This is a genomic window from Caballeronia sp. SL2Y3 (assembly GCF_022879575.1).
Lineage (GTDB): Bacteria > Pseudomonadota > Gammaproteobacteria > Burkholderiales > Burkholderiaceae > Caballeronia.
The window spans coordinates 16,001-31,556 of the sequence record NZ_CP084261.1 but is presented as its reverse complement, the minus strand read 5'-3'; the positions used below and the strand labels follow the sequence as shown (position 1 = coordinate 31,556).

At 63.6% G+C, this 15,556-nt stretch carries 15 protein-coding genes and 1 CRISPR repeat array (1 of these 16 only partly in view); of the genes, 3 read left to right on the top strand and 12 right to left on the bottom strand.

What is annotated here, in order from left to right:
* A CRISPR array of direct repeats spans nucleotides 1–1,010; the repeat unit is 28 nt; unit sequence GGTTCCTCCGCGTACGCGGAGATAGGCC (it extends 1,153 nt beyond the left edge of the window).
* Between the two features lie 66 nt (nucleotides 1,011–1,076).
* From LDZ26_RS13610 to LDZ26_RS13580, 7 genes are read right to left on the bottom strand one after another with little or no spacing between them, the layout of a single operon-like run.
* The gene (locus LDZ26_RS13610) at nucleotides 1,077–1,340 is read right to left on the bottom strand and encodes a hypothetical protein (protein WP_244849706.1); all 264 of its coding nucleotides are present in this window, start codon (nucleotides 1,338–1,340) and stop codon (nucleotides 1,077–1,079) included.
* The gene (locus tag LDZ26_RS13605) at nucleotides 1,337–1,765 is read right to left on the bottom strand and encodes a dihydroneopterin aldolase (protein ID WP_244849705.1); all 429 of its coding nucleotides are present in this window, start codon (nucleotides 1,763–1,765) and stop codon (nucleotides 1,337–1,339) included. Before LDZ26_RS13605 ends, LDZ26_RS13610 begins: the two co-directional genes overlap by 4 nt.
* Nucleotides 1,762–2,427, bottom strand: a complete 666-nt coding sequence (locus LDZ26_RS13600) for a sarcosine oxidase subunit gamma (RefSeq protein ID WP_244849704.1) — start codon at nucleotides 2,425–2,427, stop codon at nucleotides 1,762–1,764. Before LDZ26_RS13600 ends, LDZ26_RS13605 begins: the two co-directional genes overlap by 4 nt.
* The gene (locus tag LDZ26_RS13595) at nucleotides 2,417–5,419 is read right to left on the bottom strand and encodes a sarcosine oxidase subunit alpha family protein (protein ID WP_244849703.1); all 3,003 of its coding nucleotides are present in this window, start codon (nucleotides 5,417–5,419) and stop codon (nucleotides 2,417–2,419) included. Before LDZ26_RS13595 ends, LDZ26_RS13600 begins: the two co-directional genes overlap by 11 nt.
* On the bottom strand, nucleotides 5,416–5,715 hold the full coding sequence (locus tag LDZ26_RS13590; RefSeq protein WP_244849702.1) for a sarcosine oxidase subunit delta: 300 nt from the start codon (nucleotides 5,713–5,715) through the stop codon (nucleotides 5,416–5,418). The genes LDZ26_RS13595 and LDZ26_RS13590 overlap by 4 nt, the downstream gene beginning before the upstream one ends.
* A 13-nt stretch (nucleotides 5,716–5,728) precedes the next feature.
* Nucleotides 5,729–6,973, bottom strand: coding sequence for a sarcosine oxidase subunit beta family protein (locus LDZ26_RS13585; protein ID WP_244849701.1), 1,245 nt, complete (start codon nucleotides 6,971–6,973; stop codon nucleotides 5,729–5,731).
* A 25-nt stretch (nucleotides 6,974–6,998) separates the two neighbouring features.
* On the bottom strand, nucleotides 6,999–8,393 hold the full coding sequence (locus LDZ26_RS13580; RefSeq protein WP_244849700.1) for an L-serine ammonia-lyase: 1,395 nt from the start codon (nucleotides 8,391–8,393) through the stop codon (nucleotides 6,999–7,001).
* A 308-nt stretch (nucleotides 8,394–8,701) separates the two neighbouring features.
* Between LDZ26_RS13580 and LDZ26_RS13575 the strand changes: the two genes are divergently transcribed.
* The 3 genes from LDZ26_RS13575 to LDZ26_RS13565 all read left to right on the top strand — a co-directional run bounded on the left by LDZ26_RS13575 (nucleotide 8,702) and on the right by LDZ26_RS13565 (nucleotide 11,009).
* A complete protein-coding gene (locus LDZ26_RS13575) occupies nucleotides 8,702–9,016 on the top strand; it encodes a hypothetical protein (protein WP_244849699.1) in 315 nt (104 codons plus the stop codon).
* Nucleotides 9,017–9,134: 118 nt separating this feature from the next.
* Nucleotides 9,135–10,220, top strand: a complete 1,086-nt coding sequence (locus tag LDZ26_RS13570) for a GlxA family transcriptional regulator (RefSeq protein WP_244849698.1) — start codon at nucleotides 9,135–9,137, stop codon at nucleotides 10,218–10,220.
* Between the two features lie 24 nt (nucleotides 10,221–10,244).
* Nucleotides 10,245–11,009, top strand: coding sequence for a class II aldolase/adducin family protein (locus LDZ26_RS13565; RefSeq protein ID WP_244849697.1), 765 nt, complete (start codon nucleotides 10,245–10,247; stop codon nucleotides 11,007–11,009).
* A gap of 39 nt (nucleotides 11,010–11,048) precedes the next feature.
* Here LDZ26_RS13565 and LDZ26_RS13560 read toward each other — a convergent pair whose 3' ends face one another.
* From LDZ26_RS13560 to LDZ26_RS13540, 5 genes are all read right to left on the bottom strand, one after another.
* On the bottom strand, nucleotides 11,049–12,041 hold the full coding sequence (locus LDZ26_RS13560) for a GlxA family transcriptional regulator (protein WP_244849696.1): 993 nt from the start codon (nucleotides 12,039–12,041) through the stop codon (nucleotides 11,049–11,051).
* A gap of 7 nt (nucleotides 12,042–12,048) precedes the next feature.
* A complete protein-coding gene (gene choW, locus LDZ26_RS13555; RefSeq protein WP_244849695.1) occupies nucleotides 12,049–12,951 on the bottom strand; it encodes a choline ABC transporter permease subunit in 903 nt (300 codons plus the stop codon).
* Entirely contained in the window at nucleotides 12,944–14,122 is a 1,179-nt protein-coding gene (locus LDZ26_RS13550; RefSeq protein WP_244849694.1) for a glycine betaine/L-proline ABC transporter ATP-binding protein, read from the bottom strand. Before LDZ26_RS13550 ends, choW begins: the two co-directional genes overlap by 8 nt.
* Before the next feature lie 255 nt (nucleotides 14,123–14,377).
* Nucleotides 14,378–14,995 carry a flavin reductase family protein gene (locus LDZ26_RS13545; RefSeq protein WP_244849693.1) on the bottom strand — a complete coding sequence of 206 codons (618 nt, stop codon included), beginning with the start codon at nucleotides 14,993–14,995 and terminating at the stop codon, nucleotides 14,378–14,380.
* 232 nt (nucleotides 14,996–15,227) lie between these two features.
* Nucleotides 15,228–15,380 carry a hypothetical protein gene (locus LDZ26_RS13540; protein WP_244849692.1) on the bottom strand — a complete coding sequence of 51 codons (153 nt, stop codon included), beginning with the start codon at nucleotides 15,378–15,380 and terminating at the stop codon, nucleotides 15,228–15,230.
* Nucleotides 15,381–15,556: the final 176 nt, after the last annotated feature.

Below are 15,556 nucleotides of genomic sequence, written 5' to 3'. Positions count from 1 at the left end.
TATTCGGGTTCCTCCGCGTACGCGGAGATAGGCCCAAGGAGATCGCCCTCCTCTCCGCGATCCTCGAGGTTCCTCCGCGTACGCGGAGATAGGCCCGTGCGGCGAATCGCCAAGAAATCGCGAATGCCGGTTCCTCCGCGTACGCGGAGATAGGCCCTGCCCGCCGATGTGCAGCCCGGCGACGGTTTTGGTTCCTCCGCGTACGCGGAGATAGGCCGTGCTCCATCGCGGCGTGCCACTTGTCGATCTCGGTTCCTCCGGGTACGCGGAGATAGGCCCCGTAGTTGTGGCGTTCGTGATGGACGAAGCCACGTTCCTCCGCGTACGCGGAGATAGGCCTTTTGTCGGGCTCGCGTGTCTTCACAACTTCGCGGTTCCTCCGCGTACGCGGAGGTAGGCCCGTGCGCACAAGGTTCGCGCCGCCCGGCAAAGCGGTTCCTCCGCGTACGCGGAGATAGGCCTCAGTTTCTGCAGCGCGACCTGACGGCCTCGCGGGTTCCTCCGCGTACGCGGAAATAGGCCCGCATTGCGCATCTTGTAGAGCGTCGGATCGAAGGTTCCTCCGCTTACGCGGAGATAGGCCCACGGGGTCGAGTTCGACATGCGACCGTTCCACGGTTCCTCCGCGTACGCGGAGATAGGCTCTCACGCCACACCGTGACGGGCGGCCCGTCCACGGTTCCTCCGCGTACGCGGAGATAGGCCCACGACGACCGGCGCACTGTCGACGGGCGCGCCGGTTCCTCCGCGTACGCGGAGATAGGCCGCAGGCCGCCAAACCAAAGCATTCGCCGCTGCCGGTTCCTCCGCGTACGCGGAGATAGGCCCGAGTGGAGCACGAGCTGCGGTGGACTGTGCTGGTTCCTCCGCTTACGCGGAGATAGGCCCTACTGGATGGACGGCCTACGCGCCGACATCGTGGTTCCTCCGCGTATGCGGAGATAGGCCCGCCTCGTTCATGTCCCGCGAGCACGCCACCGAGCGTTCCTCCGCATAAGCGGAGATCGACCGCACACACTCTCTCTTCTCGCTCTCGCGCTCGCGCTTCCTCCGCCCATACGGAGACAACTCAACCCCTAACTCCCAACCCTCCCCCGCGCCGCCTTCGCCACCCCCGCCAACGCCTCCCCACTCAACTTCGAAGCGACCTCCTTAACATAAGCATGATGCCGCCCCTCCAGCGCCGCACCGAGATACTGCGCGTGCAAATACCGAATCAGCGCAATCCGCCGATGCCCCAACGCGATACTCCGATCAAGCAGTGCCAGCGCCGCCTGCGCATCGTGCTCCTTACAAGCGCGTTCGGAGAGCCGCGCCGCCGCATCGCGCGATGCGTTCATGCGCTCGACACAGCAAGCGCCTGTTGCACTCGCCACGCATCGTAATCCGCGCGCCGCCAGTCGAGTTCCAGCGCGAGCCTTCGCGTGCCCTCGCGAATCTTCGGCTTCGAGAGCGAAAGCGTGAGCGCATCGAGCGCCGGCCATGCATCGAACGACAACGCGGCAATCTCCACCGCAAGCGTTTCGAGCAAGCGCGTATGCGTCTTCTCTTGCAGATACGCCGTCACGCGATTGCACCAGGCCTCGTAATCGATCAGCTCGTCTTCGCGAGGCATGCCGCGATACCGCAGGCTCGCATCGATGGATAAAGCCTGCGGCGCGCGATGCTCGTGCTCATAAAGCCCGACGCGCGTCATCACGACGAGTTCATCCACGATCACGCGCCACCCTTGTCCGCCCGCATGCAACGGCTCGTACGGCTTCATGCGAGCAGCGGCTCGGCCGCATCGAGCATGATCTTCACGAAGTAATCCGCGAAGCTGCGACGCACGATGATTTCGAAGCGATCGCCACCCAGCGGCACTAGCGTAATAGACGCCTTGAAGTAGTGGCTCTGCGCACACTGTCCCGCGCCGAAGACGTTCGGATGCAGATCGAGCGGACAGCCGCGCGAAAGAACATCGCGCGTGCGAGGACCGTCGATATCGAGCACCGTATAGCCGCTGCCGATATCCACCGCCGATGCGAACGCGCCCGCGAAGGCATCGCGCAATCGCGCTTCGAGCGGCGCCGCGCGCGATGCATCGTGCTGCGCCTCCGACACCACGAGCCATTCGTCCGGCCCGAGCCACAGCATGTCGTAGCCGTTGCCCTTCGCGATGGTGTTCGGCATCGCAGGCGGCGCGCAGCCGATCACGCTCTCCGCCGCATGCATGAACGCGGCATCGCGTGTATCGCCGCGCACATTCACGAGTTGCAGGAACGGACGCTCCGTCAGGCGAAACGCCTTCGATGCGCCCGCGTGATGCGCCTTCATCAATGCATCCGCGCCCACGAGCGGCGACTCCTGCCACGTCGGGCCGAGGCTGCTTTGCCCGACCGTCATGCGATCCACGACGGTCGAGGAACCTTTGGTTTCATTCCACATGTTGACGTGCTCCTTCGCTGTCGTAGAACACCGAACTGGTGATTTTCGCGTTGATCTGCTTGCCGCTCGCAAGCGGAATCGTGACGGTTTCGCCGATCTTGTCGAGCCCGCCCTTCACGACGGCCAACGCAATCGAACGCTTCAAAACAGGGCTGTAATAGCTGGACGTCACATGACCGAGCATCGGCGCGGTATCGCCCTGGAAGGGACCTGCGACGATCTGCGATCCCTCGGGCAGCACGAACGAAGGATCGTCCGTGAGCAAGCCGACGAACTGCTTGCGTCCCGCCTTCGCGGTATCCGAGCGCGTGAGCGAACGCTTGCCGATGAAGTCCTTCGATTTCGCGACGAGGCCGCCCATGCCGAGGTCGAACGGCGTCATCGAGCCATCGGTATCTTGTCCGACGATGATGTAACCCTTCTCCGCACGCAGCACGTGCATGGTTTCGGTGCCGTACGGCGTGATGTCGAATTCCGCGCCCGCTTCCATGATGGCCTCCCACACCGCGCGGCCCACGTTGGCCGGCACGTTCACTTCGTAAGCCAGCTCGCCCGAGAAGCTGATGCGCATGACACGCGCCGATGCACCCGCCACCGTGCCATCGCGATAGCTCATGAACGGGAACGCGGCGTTGGCGAAGTCGATGTCCTGACACACCTTTTGCAGCACCTTGCGGCTATTCGGTCCGACCACGGCGAACGTCGCCCAATGGTCCGTCACCGATGCGAGCCGCACGCGCATGTCGGGCCATTCGGTTTGCAGCCAGCGTTCGAGCCACGTGAGCACGCGTGCCGCGCCGCCGGTGGTCGTCGTCATCATGTAGTGATGTTCGGCGAGGCGCACGGTCACGCCGTCATCGAAGATCATGCCGTTCTCATCGAGCATCAGGCCATAGCGGCATTTGCCCACTTCCAGCTTGCTCCACGGGTTCGTGTACACCCAGTTCAGCAGCTTCGCGGCATCCGGGCCCTGAATGTCGATCTTGCCGAGCGTCGATGCATCGAGAATGCCGACGCTTTGGCGCACCGCGAGCGATTCACGCGCGACCGCCGCGTGCATGTCTTCGCCGCCCTTCGGGTAATACCACGGGCGCTTCCAGTTGCCGACGTCCTCGAACATCGCGCCGTTCTGCACGTGCCATTCGTGAATGGCCGTCTTGCGCACGGGATCGAGAAATTCGCCCAGTTCGCGGCCCGCGAACGTGCCGAACGTGACAGGCGTGTAGTTGGGGCGGAACGTCGTGGTGCCCGTCTCCGGAATGGTCTTGCCGAGCGCCTGCGCAAGAATCGCCATGCCGTTGATGTTGCCGAGCTTGCCCTGATCCGTGCCGAAGCCCATCGCCGTATAACGCTTGACGTGCTCCACCGATTCGAAGCCTTCGCGCGCGGCGAGATAGATGTCGGCGGCGGAAACGTCGTTCTGGAAATCGACGAACTGCTTCGGTCCGCGCGTCGCCAGTTCGCGTCCGCCGACGAGCCACAGCGGCATGATCGGCGCTTCCGCGATCTCCGCGACCTTCACCGGCTGCGTCCGCGCCACGATGTGTCCCGCTGCGCGCGCCGCTTCCGCGCCCGCTTCGAGACCGAAGCGAATGCCGCGTGCCAGCGTGAAGTCGCCCGCGCATGCGCCGACGCTCGTCTCCGCCTGCATCGCCTTGCCGGGGACGAAGCATGCTTTCTCATCGTGCCAATGCGCCTTGCCGCCGGATTGCGCGAAGAGATGCAGCACCGGGCTCCATCCACCGGACATCGCGACGAGATCGCAAGGCAGGTCCGCTTGCTTCGCGCCGACCGTGCCGTTCGCATACGAAGCCACTTCCACCGACGACACGCGCAGCTTGCCGTGCGCTGCCGTCACCACGGCGTTGTTCATCACGCGCACGCCGTAGCGTCGCGCGGCTGCGGGCAATGCGCCCTTGGTTTCTGCAGGACGCGGATCGACAACCGTGACCTGCGCGCCTGCCGCCTTGAGATCGAGCGCGCATTGGTAGGCGTCGTCGTTGTTGGCGAACACCACCGCTTTGCGGCCCGGCAGCACCGCATAGCGATGCAGATACGTCGATACCGCGGACGCCAGCATCACGCCCGGCAGATCGTTGTTGCCGAACACGATCGGACGCTCGTGCGCGCCCGTCGCGAGAATCACGCGCTTGGCCCGCACTTTCCACATCAGTTCGCGCGTGCCCTTGCGCATCGACACGGGCAAGTGATCGGTCAGGCGCTGCGTCACCGTCACGAGGTTGTGGTCCTGATAGCCGAACGCCGTGCTGCGCGAAAGTATCTTCACGTCGGGCATATTGCGCAATTCGGCTTCGATTTTCTGCACCCATTGCAGCGCGGGCTTGCCGTCGATCTCCGCGCGGCACGAGAGCAGCGAGCCGCCCAGTTCGCGCTGATCGTCGACGAGAATCACGCGCGCGCCGGACAAACCCGCCGCATACGCCGCAGCGAGACCCGACGGTCCGCCGCCGACCACGAGCACGTCGCAATGCGCGAAGCACTTGTCGTAGCGGTCCGCGTCGCGTTCTTCGGGCGCCTTGCCGAGACCGGCTGCATCGCGAATCACTTCCTCGTACTTCGGCCACAGCTTGCGCGGCCACATGAAGGTCTTGTAGTAGAAGCCCGCCGGAAGGAAGCGCGCGAACTTCTGATTGATCGCCATGCGATCGTTCTCGATGTTCGGCTTCGCGTTCACGCTCTCCGCGACGAGACCCTGATACAGCTCGACTTCGGTCGCGCGCGCGTTCGGCACGGTATAAGCGCCTTTTTCGAGCTGCACGACGGCATTCGGTTCTTCCACGCCCGCTGTCACGATGCCGCGCGGCCGGTGATACTTCCAGCTACGCGCGACGAAGTGCTGGCCGTTTGCGAGCAACGCGGACGCGAGCGTGTCGCCCTGATAGCCCTGATACGTCTTGCCGTTGAACGTGAAGGTCAGCGCGATGGCGCGATTGATGCGCCCGCCCGTGGCGAGTCGGTCTTTCTGGCTCATTTCGACGCTCCCTCCTTGTTGTCCATCACAGCCAGCGGACGGTCGAACGTCTCGTAGCCCTGAATCTCGTAGCTCACCGTGTCACGCTGCGCCTTGAACCAGCGGCGGCAGCCTTGCGCGTGCATCCATTGCTCGCGATGCACGCCGCGCGGGTTCTTGCGCATGAAGAGGTAATCGCCCCATTCCTTGTCGGTGAGCTTTTCCGTTTCCAGCGGGCGCGCAATGTCCGCTTCGCCGCCGCAGGAAAATTCGCTTTCGGCGCGCGGCCCGCACCAGGGGCATTCGATCAGCAACATGTTCAGTACTCCTTCAGTGCGCCACGGCAGCCGCGCCGTGTTCGTCAATCAGATGGCCGGTGTAGAAGCGGTCGAGCGAGAACGGCGCATTCAGCGGATGCGGCTCGTCTTTCGCGATGGTGTGCGCGTACGCCCAGCCGGAACCCGGCGTCGCCTTGAAGCCGCCCGTGCCCCAGCCGCAATTGAAGTAGAGGCCCTTGACGTCGGTCTTGCTGATGATCGGGCATGCGTCCGGCGAAACATCGACGATGCCGCCCCACTGGCGGTTCATGCGCACGCGCGAGAACACGGGGAACATCTCGACGATCGCTTCCAGCGTGCCTTCGATGATCTGGAAGCTGCCGCGCTGCCCGAAGCCCGTGTACTGATCGACGCCCGCGCCGATCACGAGATCGCCCTTGTCGGACTGGCTGATGTACGCGTGCACCGCGTTCGACATGACCACTGTGTTGACCACCGGCTTGATCGGCTCGGACACGAGCGCCTGCAACGGATGGCTTTCGAGCGGCAGGCGCACGCCCGCCATGTCCGCGAGCGTCGTCGTGTTGCCGGCCGCGACGATCGCAACTTTCTTCGCCTTGATATGGCCTTTGGTGGTATCGACGCCGGTCACGCGGTTACCCTCGCGGCGAATGCCCACCACCTGACAGTTCTGGATGATGTCCACGCCCGCCTGATCCGCGCCGCGCGCGAAGCCCCAGGCCACCGCATCGTGACGCGCGACGCCGCCGCGTCGCTGTATCGACGCGCCCAGCACCGGATAACGGCTGTTGAGGTTGATGGTCGGCTCGATCTCCTTGATCTGCGCGGGCGTGAGAAACTCGGCATCGACGCCATTGAGCCGGTTGGCATTCACGCGGCGTTCGGTATCGCGCACGTCTTGCAGCGTGTGCGCGAGGTTCATCACGCCGCGCTGGCTGAACATCACGTTGTAGTTGAGGTCTTGCGAAAGACCTTCCCACAGCTTCATCGCCTTCTCGTACAGCGCGGCGGATTCGTCCCACAAATAGTTGGAACGGACGATGGTCGTATTGCGCGCGGTATTGCCGCCGCCGATCCAGCCCTTCTCCAGAATCGCGACGTTCTTGATGCCGTGCTCTTTCGCGAGATAGTAGGCCGTCGCGAGGCCGTGCCCGCCGCCGCCGACGATCACCACGTCGTATTCGCGCTTGGGCTCCGGGCTGCGCCATTGGCGCTCCCAGTTCTCGTGATACGACATGCCGTTGCGCAGCAGGCTGAATATCGAATAGCGGCTCATGTGTTTCTTCCTTCGTAGCGGTGTTTCAGCACTCGATGACGTTCACGGCCAGCCCGCCGCGCGACGTCTCCTTGTATTTCGTCTTCATGTCCGCGCCTGTTTCGCGCATGGTCTTGATGACCGAATCGAGCGAGACGTAATGCTGGCCGTCGCCCTTCATCGCCATGCGCGCGGCGTTGATCGCCTTGATCGCGCCCATCGCATTGCGTTCTATGCACGGAATCTGCACGAGGCCGCCGACGGGATCGCACGTCATGCCGAGGTTGTGTTCCATGCCTATTTCAGCGGCGTTTTCCACTTGCGCGGGCGTGCCGCCCATCACGGCTGCGAGCGCGGCGGCGGCCATCGAGCACGCGACGCCCACTTCGCCCTGACAGCCCACTTCCGCGCCGGAGATCGAAGCCGTCTCCTTGTAAATGATGCCGATGGCTGCCGCCGTCAGAAGAAAGCGCACGATGCCTTCGTCGTTCGCGCCGTGCATGAACTTCACGTAGTAGTGCAGCACGGCGGGAATCACGCCCGCCGCGCCGTTGGTCGGCGCAGTGACCACGCGTCCGCCCGAAGCGTTTTCTTCGTTGACGGCCATCGCGTAGAGATTCACCCAGTCGAGCATCGAGAGCGGATCGCGCAGAGATTCCTCGGAACGCGAGCGCAGTTGCGCGCACAGGTCCGCGGCGCGCCGCTTGACCTGCATCGGTCCCGGCAGATCGCCGCGCTCCTTGCAGCCGCGCTCGACGCACGCGGCCATCACGCGCCACACGGCCAGCATGCCCTCGCGCACTTCGTGTTCGCTGCGATTCGCGCATTCGTTTTTCATCGCGACATCGGCGATAGACAGACCTGTCTCCCGGCAGATACGCATGAGATCGTCGCCCGTGCGAAACGGATACGGCACGCTCGCGCCGGCGCGCACGCCGTTGACGCGCTCGCCTTCGCGGTTCGTGACGAACCCGCCGCCGACTGAGTAATACTCCTTCTCGACGAGCAGTTGACCGTTTTCATCGAACGCCTGAAAGCGCATGCCGTTCGGATGCACCATGCTCGATCCCGCCGCGCCCGGCATCAACTTGCGATAGAAGCCGATGTTCTCGCGCTCGTCGAACACGATGGCGCGCTTGCCGAGCAAGTTCAGGCGCTTGGTCGCGCGAATGTCGGCGAGGCGCGGCGCGATCGCGTCCGGATCGATCAGATCGGGAAGATTGCCTTCGAGTCCGAGCAGCACGGCCTTGTCGGTGCCGTGGCCCTTGCCCGTTGCGCCGAGCGAACCGAACAACTCGGCGCGCACGCGGGTGACGAAGCCGAGCAGGTTTGCGTCCTCGATATGCGACGCGAAGCGGCACGCCGCGATCATCGGCCCGACGGTATGCGAGCTGGAAGGTCCGATGCCGATCTTGAACAGATCGAAAACGCTGACATTCATGGCGTGGCCTCAAGGTGGGCGGTTCGCGTCGTTCGAATGAGCGAGCGCGTTCGACATGGCCTCATTGCACCAAACCGCAATTCCGGCAGATAGAACAAAAACGGCATGGAAATGGGATGGCGGCGTCAGCGCTTACCAGAGCGCGCAGGCCGCAGCGCGTTCTTGCGCAGTTTCGTTGCAAACCGGGGCATTTTTGAGATTGCTCCGAACGGCTAAACAAATCCGCCTCGGTATATTCCCTAGGTCCGTGAGAGCCCGCGCGAATGCGTCTCTCGTCTTCCAGTCCCCCGTTCATCCCGTTTGCAGCAATGGAAAGTCACGCTCTTCCCGATCAGTTCTTCAAGTCCTGGGTGTTTGCGTTTCTTGTCGGCGTCGGCGTCGTCGGCGCGCTTCAGGCCACAGGCGTTCTGGCTCCCGAACACGTGCTCACTCGCGAAGCGCCTTTGTGGGCCGCGCTGATGCTCGTCTGCTCGATCGATCCGGTATTGCGCTACTTCGGCGTCTTGAAAGCCGAGGTCGAGCAGCGTTGGGGCGATTACACCGTAGCAAGCCTGCTCGGCCGTTCGACGGGCGCGCTGATCGGCGGCGTGTTCGCCTGGGCATTCGCTGTTCTCGGCGCCTGATTCATCGCTTCACGCCGCGCGTTCTGCGCGGCGTTTCCTTCCTTTCTGACGATGCGCCCGTTGCGCGCGCCCGGTGTTATGCTCGCCGCATACCCCAGAGCCGCCGCACCGCACGCGCATGAATCCCGCAGAATCCCTTCCGCCGCTTTCCATCGACGGCCAATCGAAATCGCGCATCCGCTTCGGCATCGTGCTGTTGCCTAACTTCACGCTGACCGCGTTCTCCGGCTTCGTCGATCTGCTGCGTCTTTCCGCTGACGAAGGCGACTTCAGCCGCCCGGTGCGCTGCTCGTGGAGCGTGATCGGCGAAACGCTCGCGCCCGTGCGCGCGAGTTGCGGCATCCAGATCACGCCGTGGGAAACCTACGAGCAGGCCGAACCGTTCGACTACGTGGTCGTCGTCGGCGGCCTGCTGCATTCGGGACCTTCCGCGAGCGATGCCACGCTGCAGTTCATTCGCCGCGCCGCCGCCCGCGACGCGACCATCGTAGGCATGTGCACGGGCGTTTTCACGCTGATGCGCGCGGGCGTGCTCGACGGCCATCGCGTCTGCGTGAGCTGGTTTCACTACTGGGACTTCGTCGAACGTTTCCCGCAAGCCGACGAGCAACTGCTCGTCGCGGACCGGCTGTTCGTGATCGACAGAAGGCGCATCACGTGCTCGGGCGGGCGGGCTTCCATCGACGTGGCCGCCGCCATTTTGCTGCGGCACTTCGAGACCGCGACGGTGCAAAAGGCGCTGCGGATTCTGCTCGTCGACGACATGCAGAAAGGCAATGCGCCGCAGCCGCATCCGCCGGGCCTCGCGCCCGCCACGCATCCGAAGGTCAAGCGCGCGATTCTTCTGATGGAGCAGCACGTCGGCCGCTCGCTCACGCTCGATGAACTCGCGCACAAGCTGGATATGTCGACGCGGCAACTCGAACGCCTCTTCAAGGCCGAGACAGGCAAGGCGCCGCAGGCGTACGCCAAGCAGGTGCGGCTGCGCACGGCCGCGTGGCTGCTGACGAGTTCCGACAAGACGGTGGCCGATATTGCGTCGAGCTGCGGTTTCTCGGATGCATCGCATCTCGGCCGCGAATTTCGCAAGCAGTTCGGTCTGCCGCCGATCATGTATCGCGAGCAGCGCGGCGCAGATACCGAGGAAGTGCATCACGCAATGGACTACGACGAGACGTTTCCCGGCCGCGCGCAGGCCATCTGACCAATTCCAACGAAGGAGACTGGCATGGAGACTCACGGCTATTCGGAGCAAGAGTGGGCGCTACGCTGCGACCTGGCGGCGCTGTATCGCGTGATCGCGCATTTTCGCTGGACCGACATGATCTTCACGCACATCAGTGCGCGCGTGCCGGGGCCGGAGCATCACTTCCTCATCAATCGATACGGCGTGCTCTTCGACGAAATGCGCGCGTCGGACCTCGTGCGCATCGACAGCGAAGGCCGCCCGGTCGATGCGAACGCGGCCGAGCATCCCGAGCGGTGTCGCGTGAATCCGGCGGGCTTCACCATTCACTCGGCCATTCACATGGCGCGGCTGGACGTGGTCTGCGTCGTGCATACGCATACGCCGGCGGGCGCGGCGGTTTCCGCGCAGAAGCGGGGGCTCTTGCCCATCAGCCAGCATGCGCTGAAGTACTACGGGCAGATCAGCTATCACGACTACGAAGGCATCGCGCTGGATCTCGCCGAGCGAGATCGTCTCGTCAACGATCTCGGCCCGCATAACGCGATGATCCTGCGCAATCACGGACTGCTTGCATGCGGCCGTTCGATTCCCGCTGCGTTTCAGGAGATCTATTTTCTGGAGCGGGCCTGCGAGATTCAGCTGCGCGCGCTCGCGGGCGGCGGCGAGCTGAATCTACCTTCGCCCGAAGTATGCGAAACGACCGCCGCGCAGTATCGCAGCGACAGCATGGAAAGCATCACCGCGCTGCAATGGCAGGCCGCGTTGCGCATGATCGAAGGCGGCAAGACGGATTATCGAACGTGATCGTGAGCTAGCTTAATGTTGCGACGCGCGACGGCGGCGTCAAGCGGAAAGACGCCGCTCCGCGCTCGGCGCATGGCCGAATTGCGCGCGATACGCCTTGCTGAAATGGCAAGGCGAATGGAAACCGCAGATGCTCGTCACGCGCGCAATCGATGCATCCGTGTTGCGCAACAGATCGCGGGCGCGTCGCAGGCGCAACGTCAGGTAGTAGTGCGTCGGCGACACGCTGAGGAACATCTTGAACATGCGCTGAAGATGCCGCTGCGAAAGATGCACGAGCCGCGCGAGTTCGTCGAGTGAAAGCGGCTCTTCGATATTCGCTTCCATCAGCCGCACGACTTCCACCAGTTCCGCCCGCGTGAAGCCGACGCGCGCATCGACCGGAATGTGCTGATAGTCGGTCGACCCGCGTATGCGCTCGACGATGAACTGCTCCGACACTTGCGCCGCATGCGCCTGCCCGAGCCGCAGACTCACGAGATTGAGCATGAGGTCGAGCGGCGCGGTGCCGCCCGTGCAGGTCACGCGGTCACGATCGATCACGAATAGCTCGTCGGCAAAGCGCACGTGCGGGAAGCGCTTGTTGACCGGCGACATGTCTTCCCAGTGCAGCGTGCAACGGTAGCCGTCCAGCAGCTTGGCCGCCAGAAGCGCATACGGCCCGGTGCAGATGCCGCCAAGCGGCACGCCCGCCTCATGCACGCGCTGCAACAGCGCGATCACCGTGTCGTCGACATAATCGGCGACGTGCCAGCCGCCGCACACGATCAGCACGTCGGGCATGCCTGCTTCGTCGAGCGTCGTCGCGGGCTTGACCGTCATGCCGTTGCTCGCGCGCGCCGGCTCGCCGTCCGGCGTGATGACCGACCATCTGTAGTGCTCGGTGCGGCCGATGTAGTTCGCCATGCGCAGCACTTCGACCGCGCTCGTGAACGCGATCATCGAGAAGTTCGGCAGCGTCAGAAAGCCGAAGTGCGCGAGATGGGCGAGCGGCGAATCGGCGGCTGCGGAGGCGATCGCATCGCGCTTCATGGGCGCATCAACCTTGTTGCGCGGCCGGCGCGCGGCGCACGCGCATCACGGACTTGAAGCCCGAGAAAAGCGGCGCGCGAGCCATGCCGGGCGAGCGTCCGAAGCTCTCCGTGATGCGATCGAGAATGATCGCGAGCAGCACCACCGACAAGCCGCTCTCGAAGCCCAGACCGATATCCAGCCGCTGAATGCTGGCTAGCACGTCGTTGCCGAGGCCGCCCGCGCCGACCATCGACGCGATGATGACCATCGACAGCGCCATCATGATGGTCTGGTTCACGCCGGTCATGATGGACGGCAGCGCGTTCGGGATCTGCACCTTGTAGAGCAGTTGCCACGGCGTGCAGCCGAACGCTTGCCCCGCTTCCACGATCTCGCGATTCACATGCTTGATGCCGAGCGACGTGAGACGCACTGCGGGCGGCATCGCGAAGATCACAGTCGACAGAATGCCGGGCACGCGGCCGAGGCCGAACAGCATCGCGGCCGGAATCAGATACACGAAGGCAGGCATGGTCTGCATGAGGTCGAGCACGGGGCGCACGACCATTTCGACCATCTTGCTCTTGGCGGTCCATATGCCGAGCGGCACGCCGAGCAACAGGCTGATCAATGTTGAGGACAACGTAAGACCGAGCGTGATGACCATCTGATCCCAGAAGCCCGTCGCGTAGACGAGCAGGAGCGAGAGCAGCGTGAAGGCCGCGAAACGCCAGCCGACGCGCCACAAGCCGATGCCGACGAAGATCGCCATGAGCGCCCACATCGGAATGGCCTGAAGGCCGTGTTCGATGAGCGCCGCGAAACTCTCGATGACCTTGCCGATGGAGTCGAACGTTTTGGCGTCGTGATCGAGCAGATAGTGGACGCCGTGATCGACCCAGCTACCGAGCGGAATGATTTCAGACATGGGAACCTCGATGGCGCGTTAAGACCTGGAGCACGTTCGTCTTGTTGACCGAACCACAGTACGAACCGTCTGCATCGACCACAGGCAGCGGCGCGGGGCTCGCGACCACGCGATTCACCACGTCGTCGAGCGTCATGGTTCGCTCAATGCATTCGACGTGATGGATTTGCGGCACGGCGTTGCCCGTGGCGTCGCGCCCGACGAAGCCGCGAATGCGGCGCTCGCCGTCGAGCACGAACGCGTATTCCGCGCTGCCGTTGAGCGTCTTCGCGACGCTCGATGCGTCGATCTGCGGCGAATGCTTCATGACCGGCACGGCGTCCGTCTGCATGAGATCGCCGGCCGTGAGGTAACGGCTCGTGTCGATGCCTTCGAAGAAGGCCTGCACGTAGTCATCGGCGGGATTCTTGATGATTTCCTGCGGCGTGCCGATCTGCACCACGCGGCCGCCTTCCATGATCGCGATGCGCGTGCCGATGCGCATGGCTTCTTCGAGATCGTGCGAGACGAAGAGAATCGTGCGGCGCTGCTCGCGCTGAAGGTCGAGCAGCACGTTCTGCATTTCCTTGCGCTTGAGTGGATCGAGCGCGGAAAACGCTTCGTCCATGATCATCAGCGAAGGATTGACGGCGAGCGCCCGCGCGAGGCCCACGCGCTGTTGCATGCCGCCCGACAACTGCGACGGCAGCTTCTGCGCGAACGGCGCGAGGCCCACTTGTTCGAGCACGGTCATGGCGCGCGATTCGCGTTCCTTGCGTCCGACGCCCGCCACTTCCAGCCCGAACGCGGCGTTGGACAGCACCGTGCGCTGCGGCATCAGCGCGAACGACTGGAACACCATGCTCATGTCCCGGCGGCGCAGCGCCGTGAGTTCCGAGCGCGGCACGGCGGCCACATCGCGCCCGTCGATCAGCACTTTGCCGGCGGTTGGATCGACGAGCCGGTTGATCAGCCGAATCAGCGTCGATTTGCCGGAGCCGGAGAGGCCCATGAGCACGAAGATCTCGCCTTCCCTGACATCGAACGAGACGTTGTGGACGCCGACAATCTGGCCGGTACGCGAGAACACTTCTTCCTTCGACGCACCGCCGGCCAACAGGTCGATCGCCTGTTTGGGGTTGCTGCCAAACACCTTGCACAGCCCTTCGACCACTACCTTGGGGGAATCCATCGACATTCTCCAGAACCGTGGCGGACGCGCTTCCGCGCTCTGCATACATAGTTGCCAGAAAAAAGTGCCGTGAGCCGACTATTTGCGACAATCACATGTAGAAATACGACACCGATTTGTCGCAGTTTCGCGGTAGACAGCCGTACGCCCTTGCGGGACAAGGCTCTGCGGACGAAGGGAGAGAAGCGCGCAACGGTGGACGCGTGTCGCGCCACGACAAGTCGCGGCGCGAAGCCGATGTTTTCGCCTTTGGGGTCAGGCGCTCGGGCGAACCATCTGGAACATTTCGCCTATCTCGGCGTAGTCCGCGCGATAACCCGCGCGCATGATCGGGCGCGCGGCGGCGGTATCGAAAAGACCGTCCTTCAAAAACTCGCTCCGGATATGCACGCCCACCACCTGCCCAAGCGCGAGCCAGTTGTTCATCGGCTGGCCGGCGAGATCGTGGATGCGCACCACTTGCAGCAGCCGGCATTCGAGCGCCGCCGGCGACTCCGCCACGTGCGGCACGTCGACATTGCGGCCGGGCGCTTTGGTCAAGCCCGCGAGCTCGAATTCGTCGATTTCCGGCGCCACCGGCGCGGACGTGCGGTTCATGCGCTCGGCGAGCGGGCGCGTCGACATATTCCAGACGAATTCGCCGGTCGCCTCGATGTTGCTGATGCTGTCCTTGCGGCCTTCGCTGGAGAAGCCGATCACGTAAGGGAACGTCGCGAACGCGCCGAAGAAGCTGTACGGCGCGAGATTCACGCCGCCTTCGGCGGTACGGCTGGAAATCCAGCCGATGACGCGCGGCGCGACGATTGCCTTGAATGGGTCATGCGGCAGGCCGTGGCCTTCGCTCGGATCGTAGAAGTGGATGTCGCCGGTCATGAGGGGCCGCGCAATGCGAGATGGTTCGTGAGAGCGAAAGGATACCGCGGCGGCTCGTCGGACGACGGGCGCGGAAAAACTGCGGGGAAGTTATGCCGTGACGCGCGCTCGGAGCGCGGAAGTGAAATGCTAGAAAACTGCTAGAAAAACTACAGAACTGGCGGGCGGGTGTACGGCGCTTGCCGTCGCATATTGCTTCTAGTGTGTGTCCCGCGCCGCCTTTAGCCGCGCATTACAGACGGATGCCGAAAGCCGTGCCGCGTGCCTTGCGCTGACGCTCCGATTCGCGGAAACGCGCTTGATACGAGTAGTCTTTGTCCATCGGCAGATGCGCCGATTCGAACAGCGAAGCAAATTTTTGCAGCAGTGCGAAGAGGTAGCTCATGTGAGACTCCGGTTGGTGATTGAGGGTTTTCCCTTAGCCATGATTATAGGGTTTGCCCTGCCGGATTCCTAGTGCGATGCAGCATTTCCTTCCCAAAAATGTTGTAGTTTTTCTACAGACACGGCTTTTTTGACCGGTTGAAAAATAGGGGCGGGGCGTGAGGGGCCGCGCGGCGG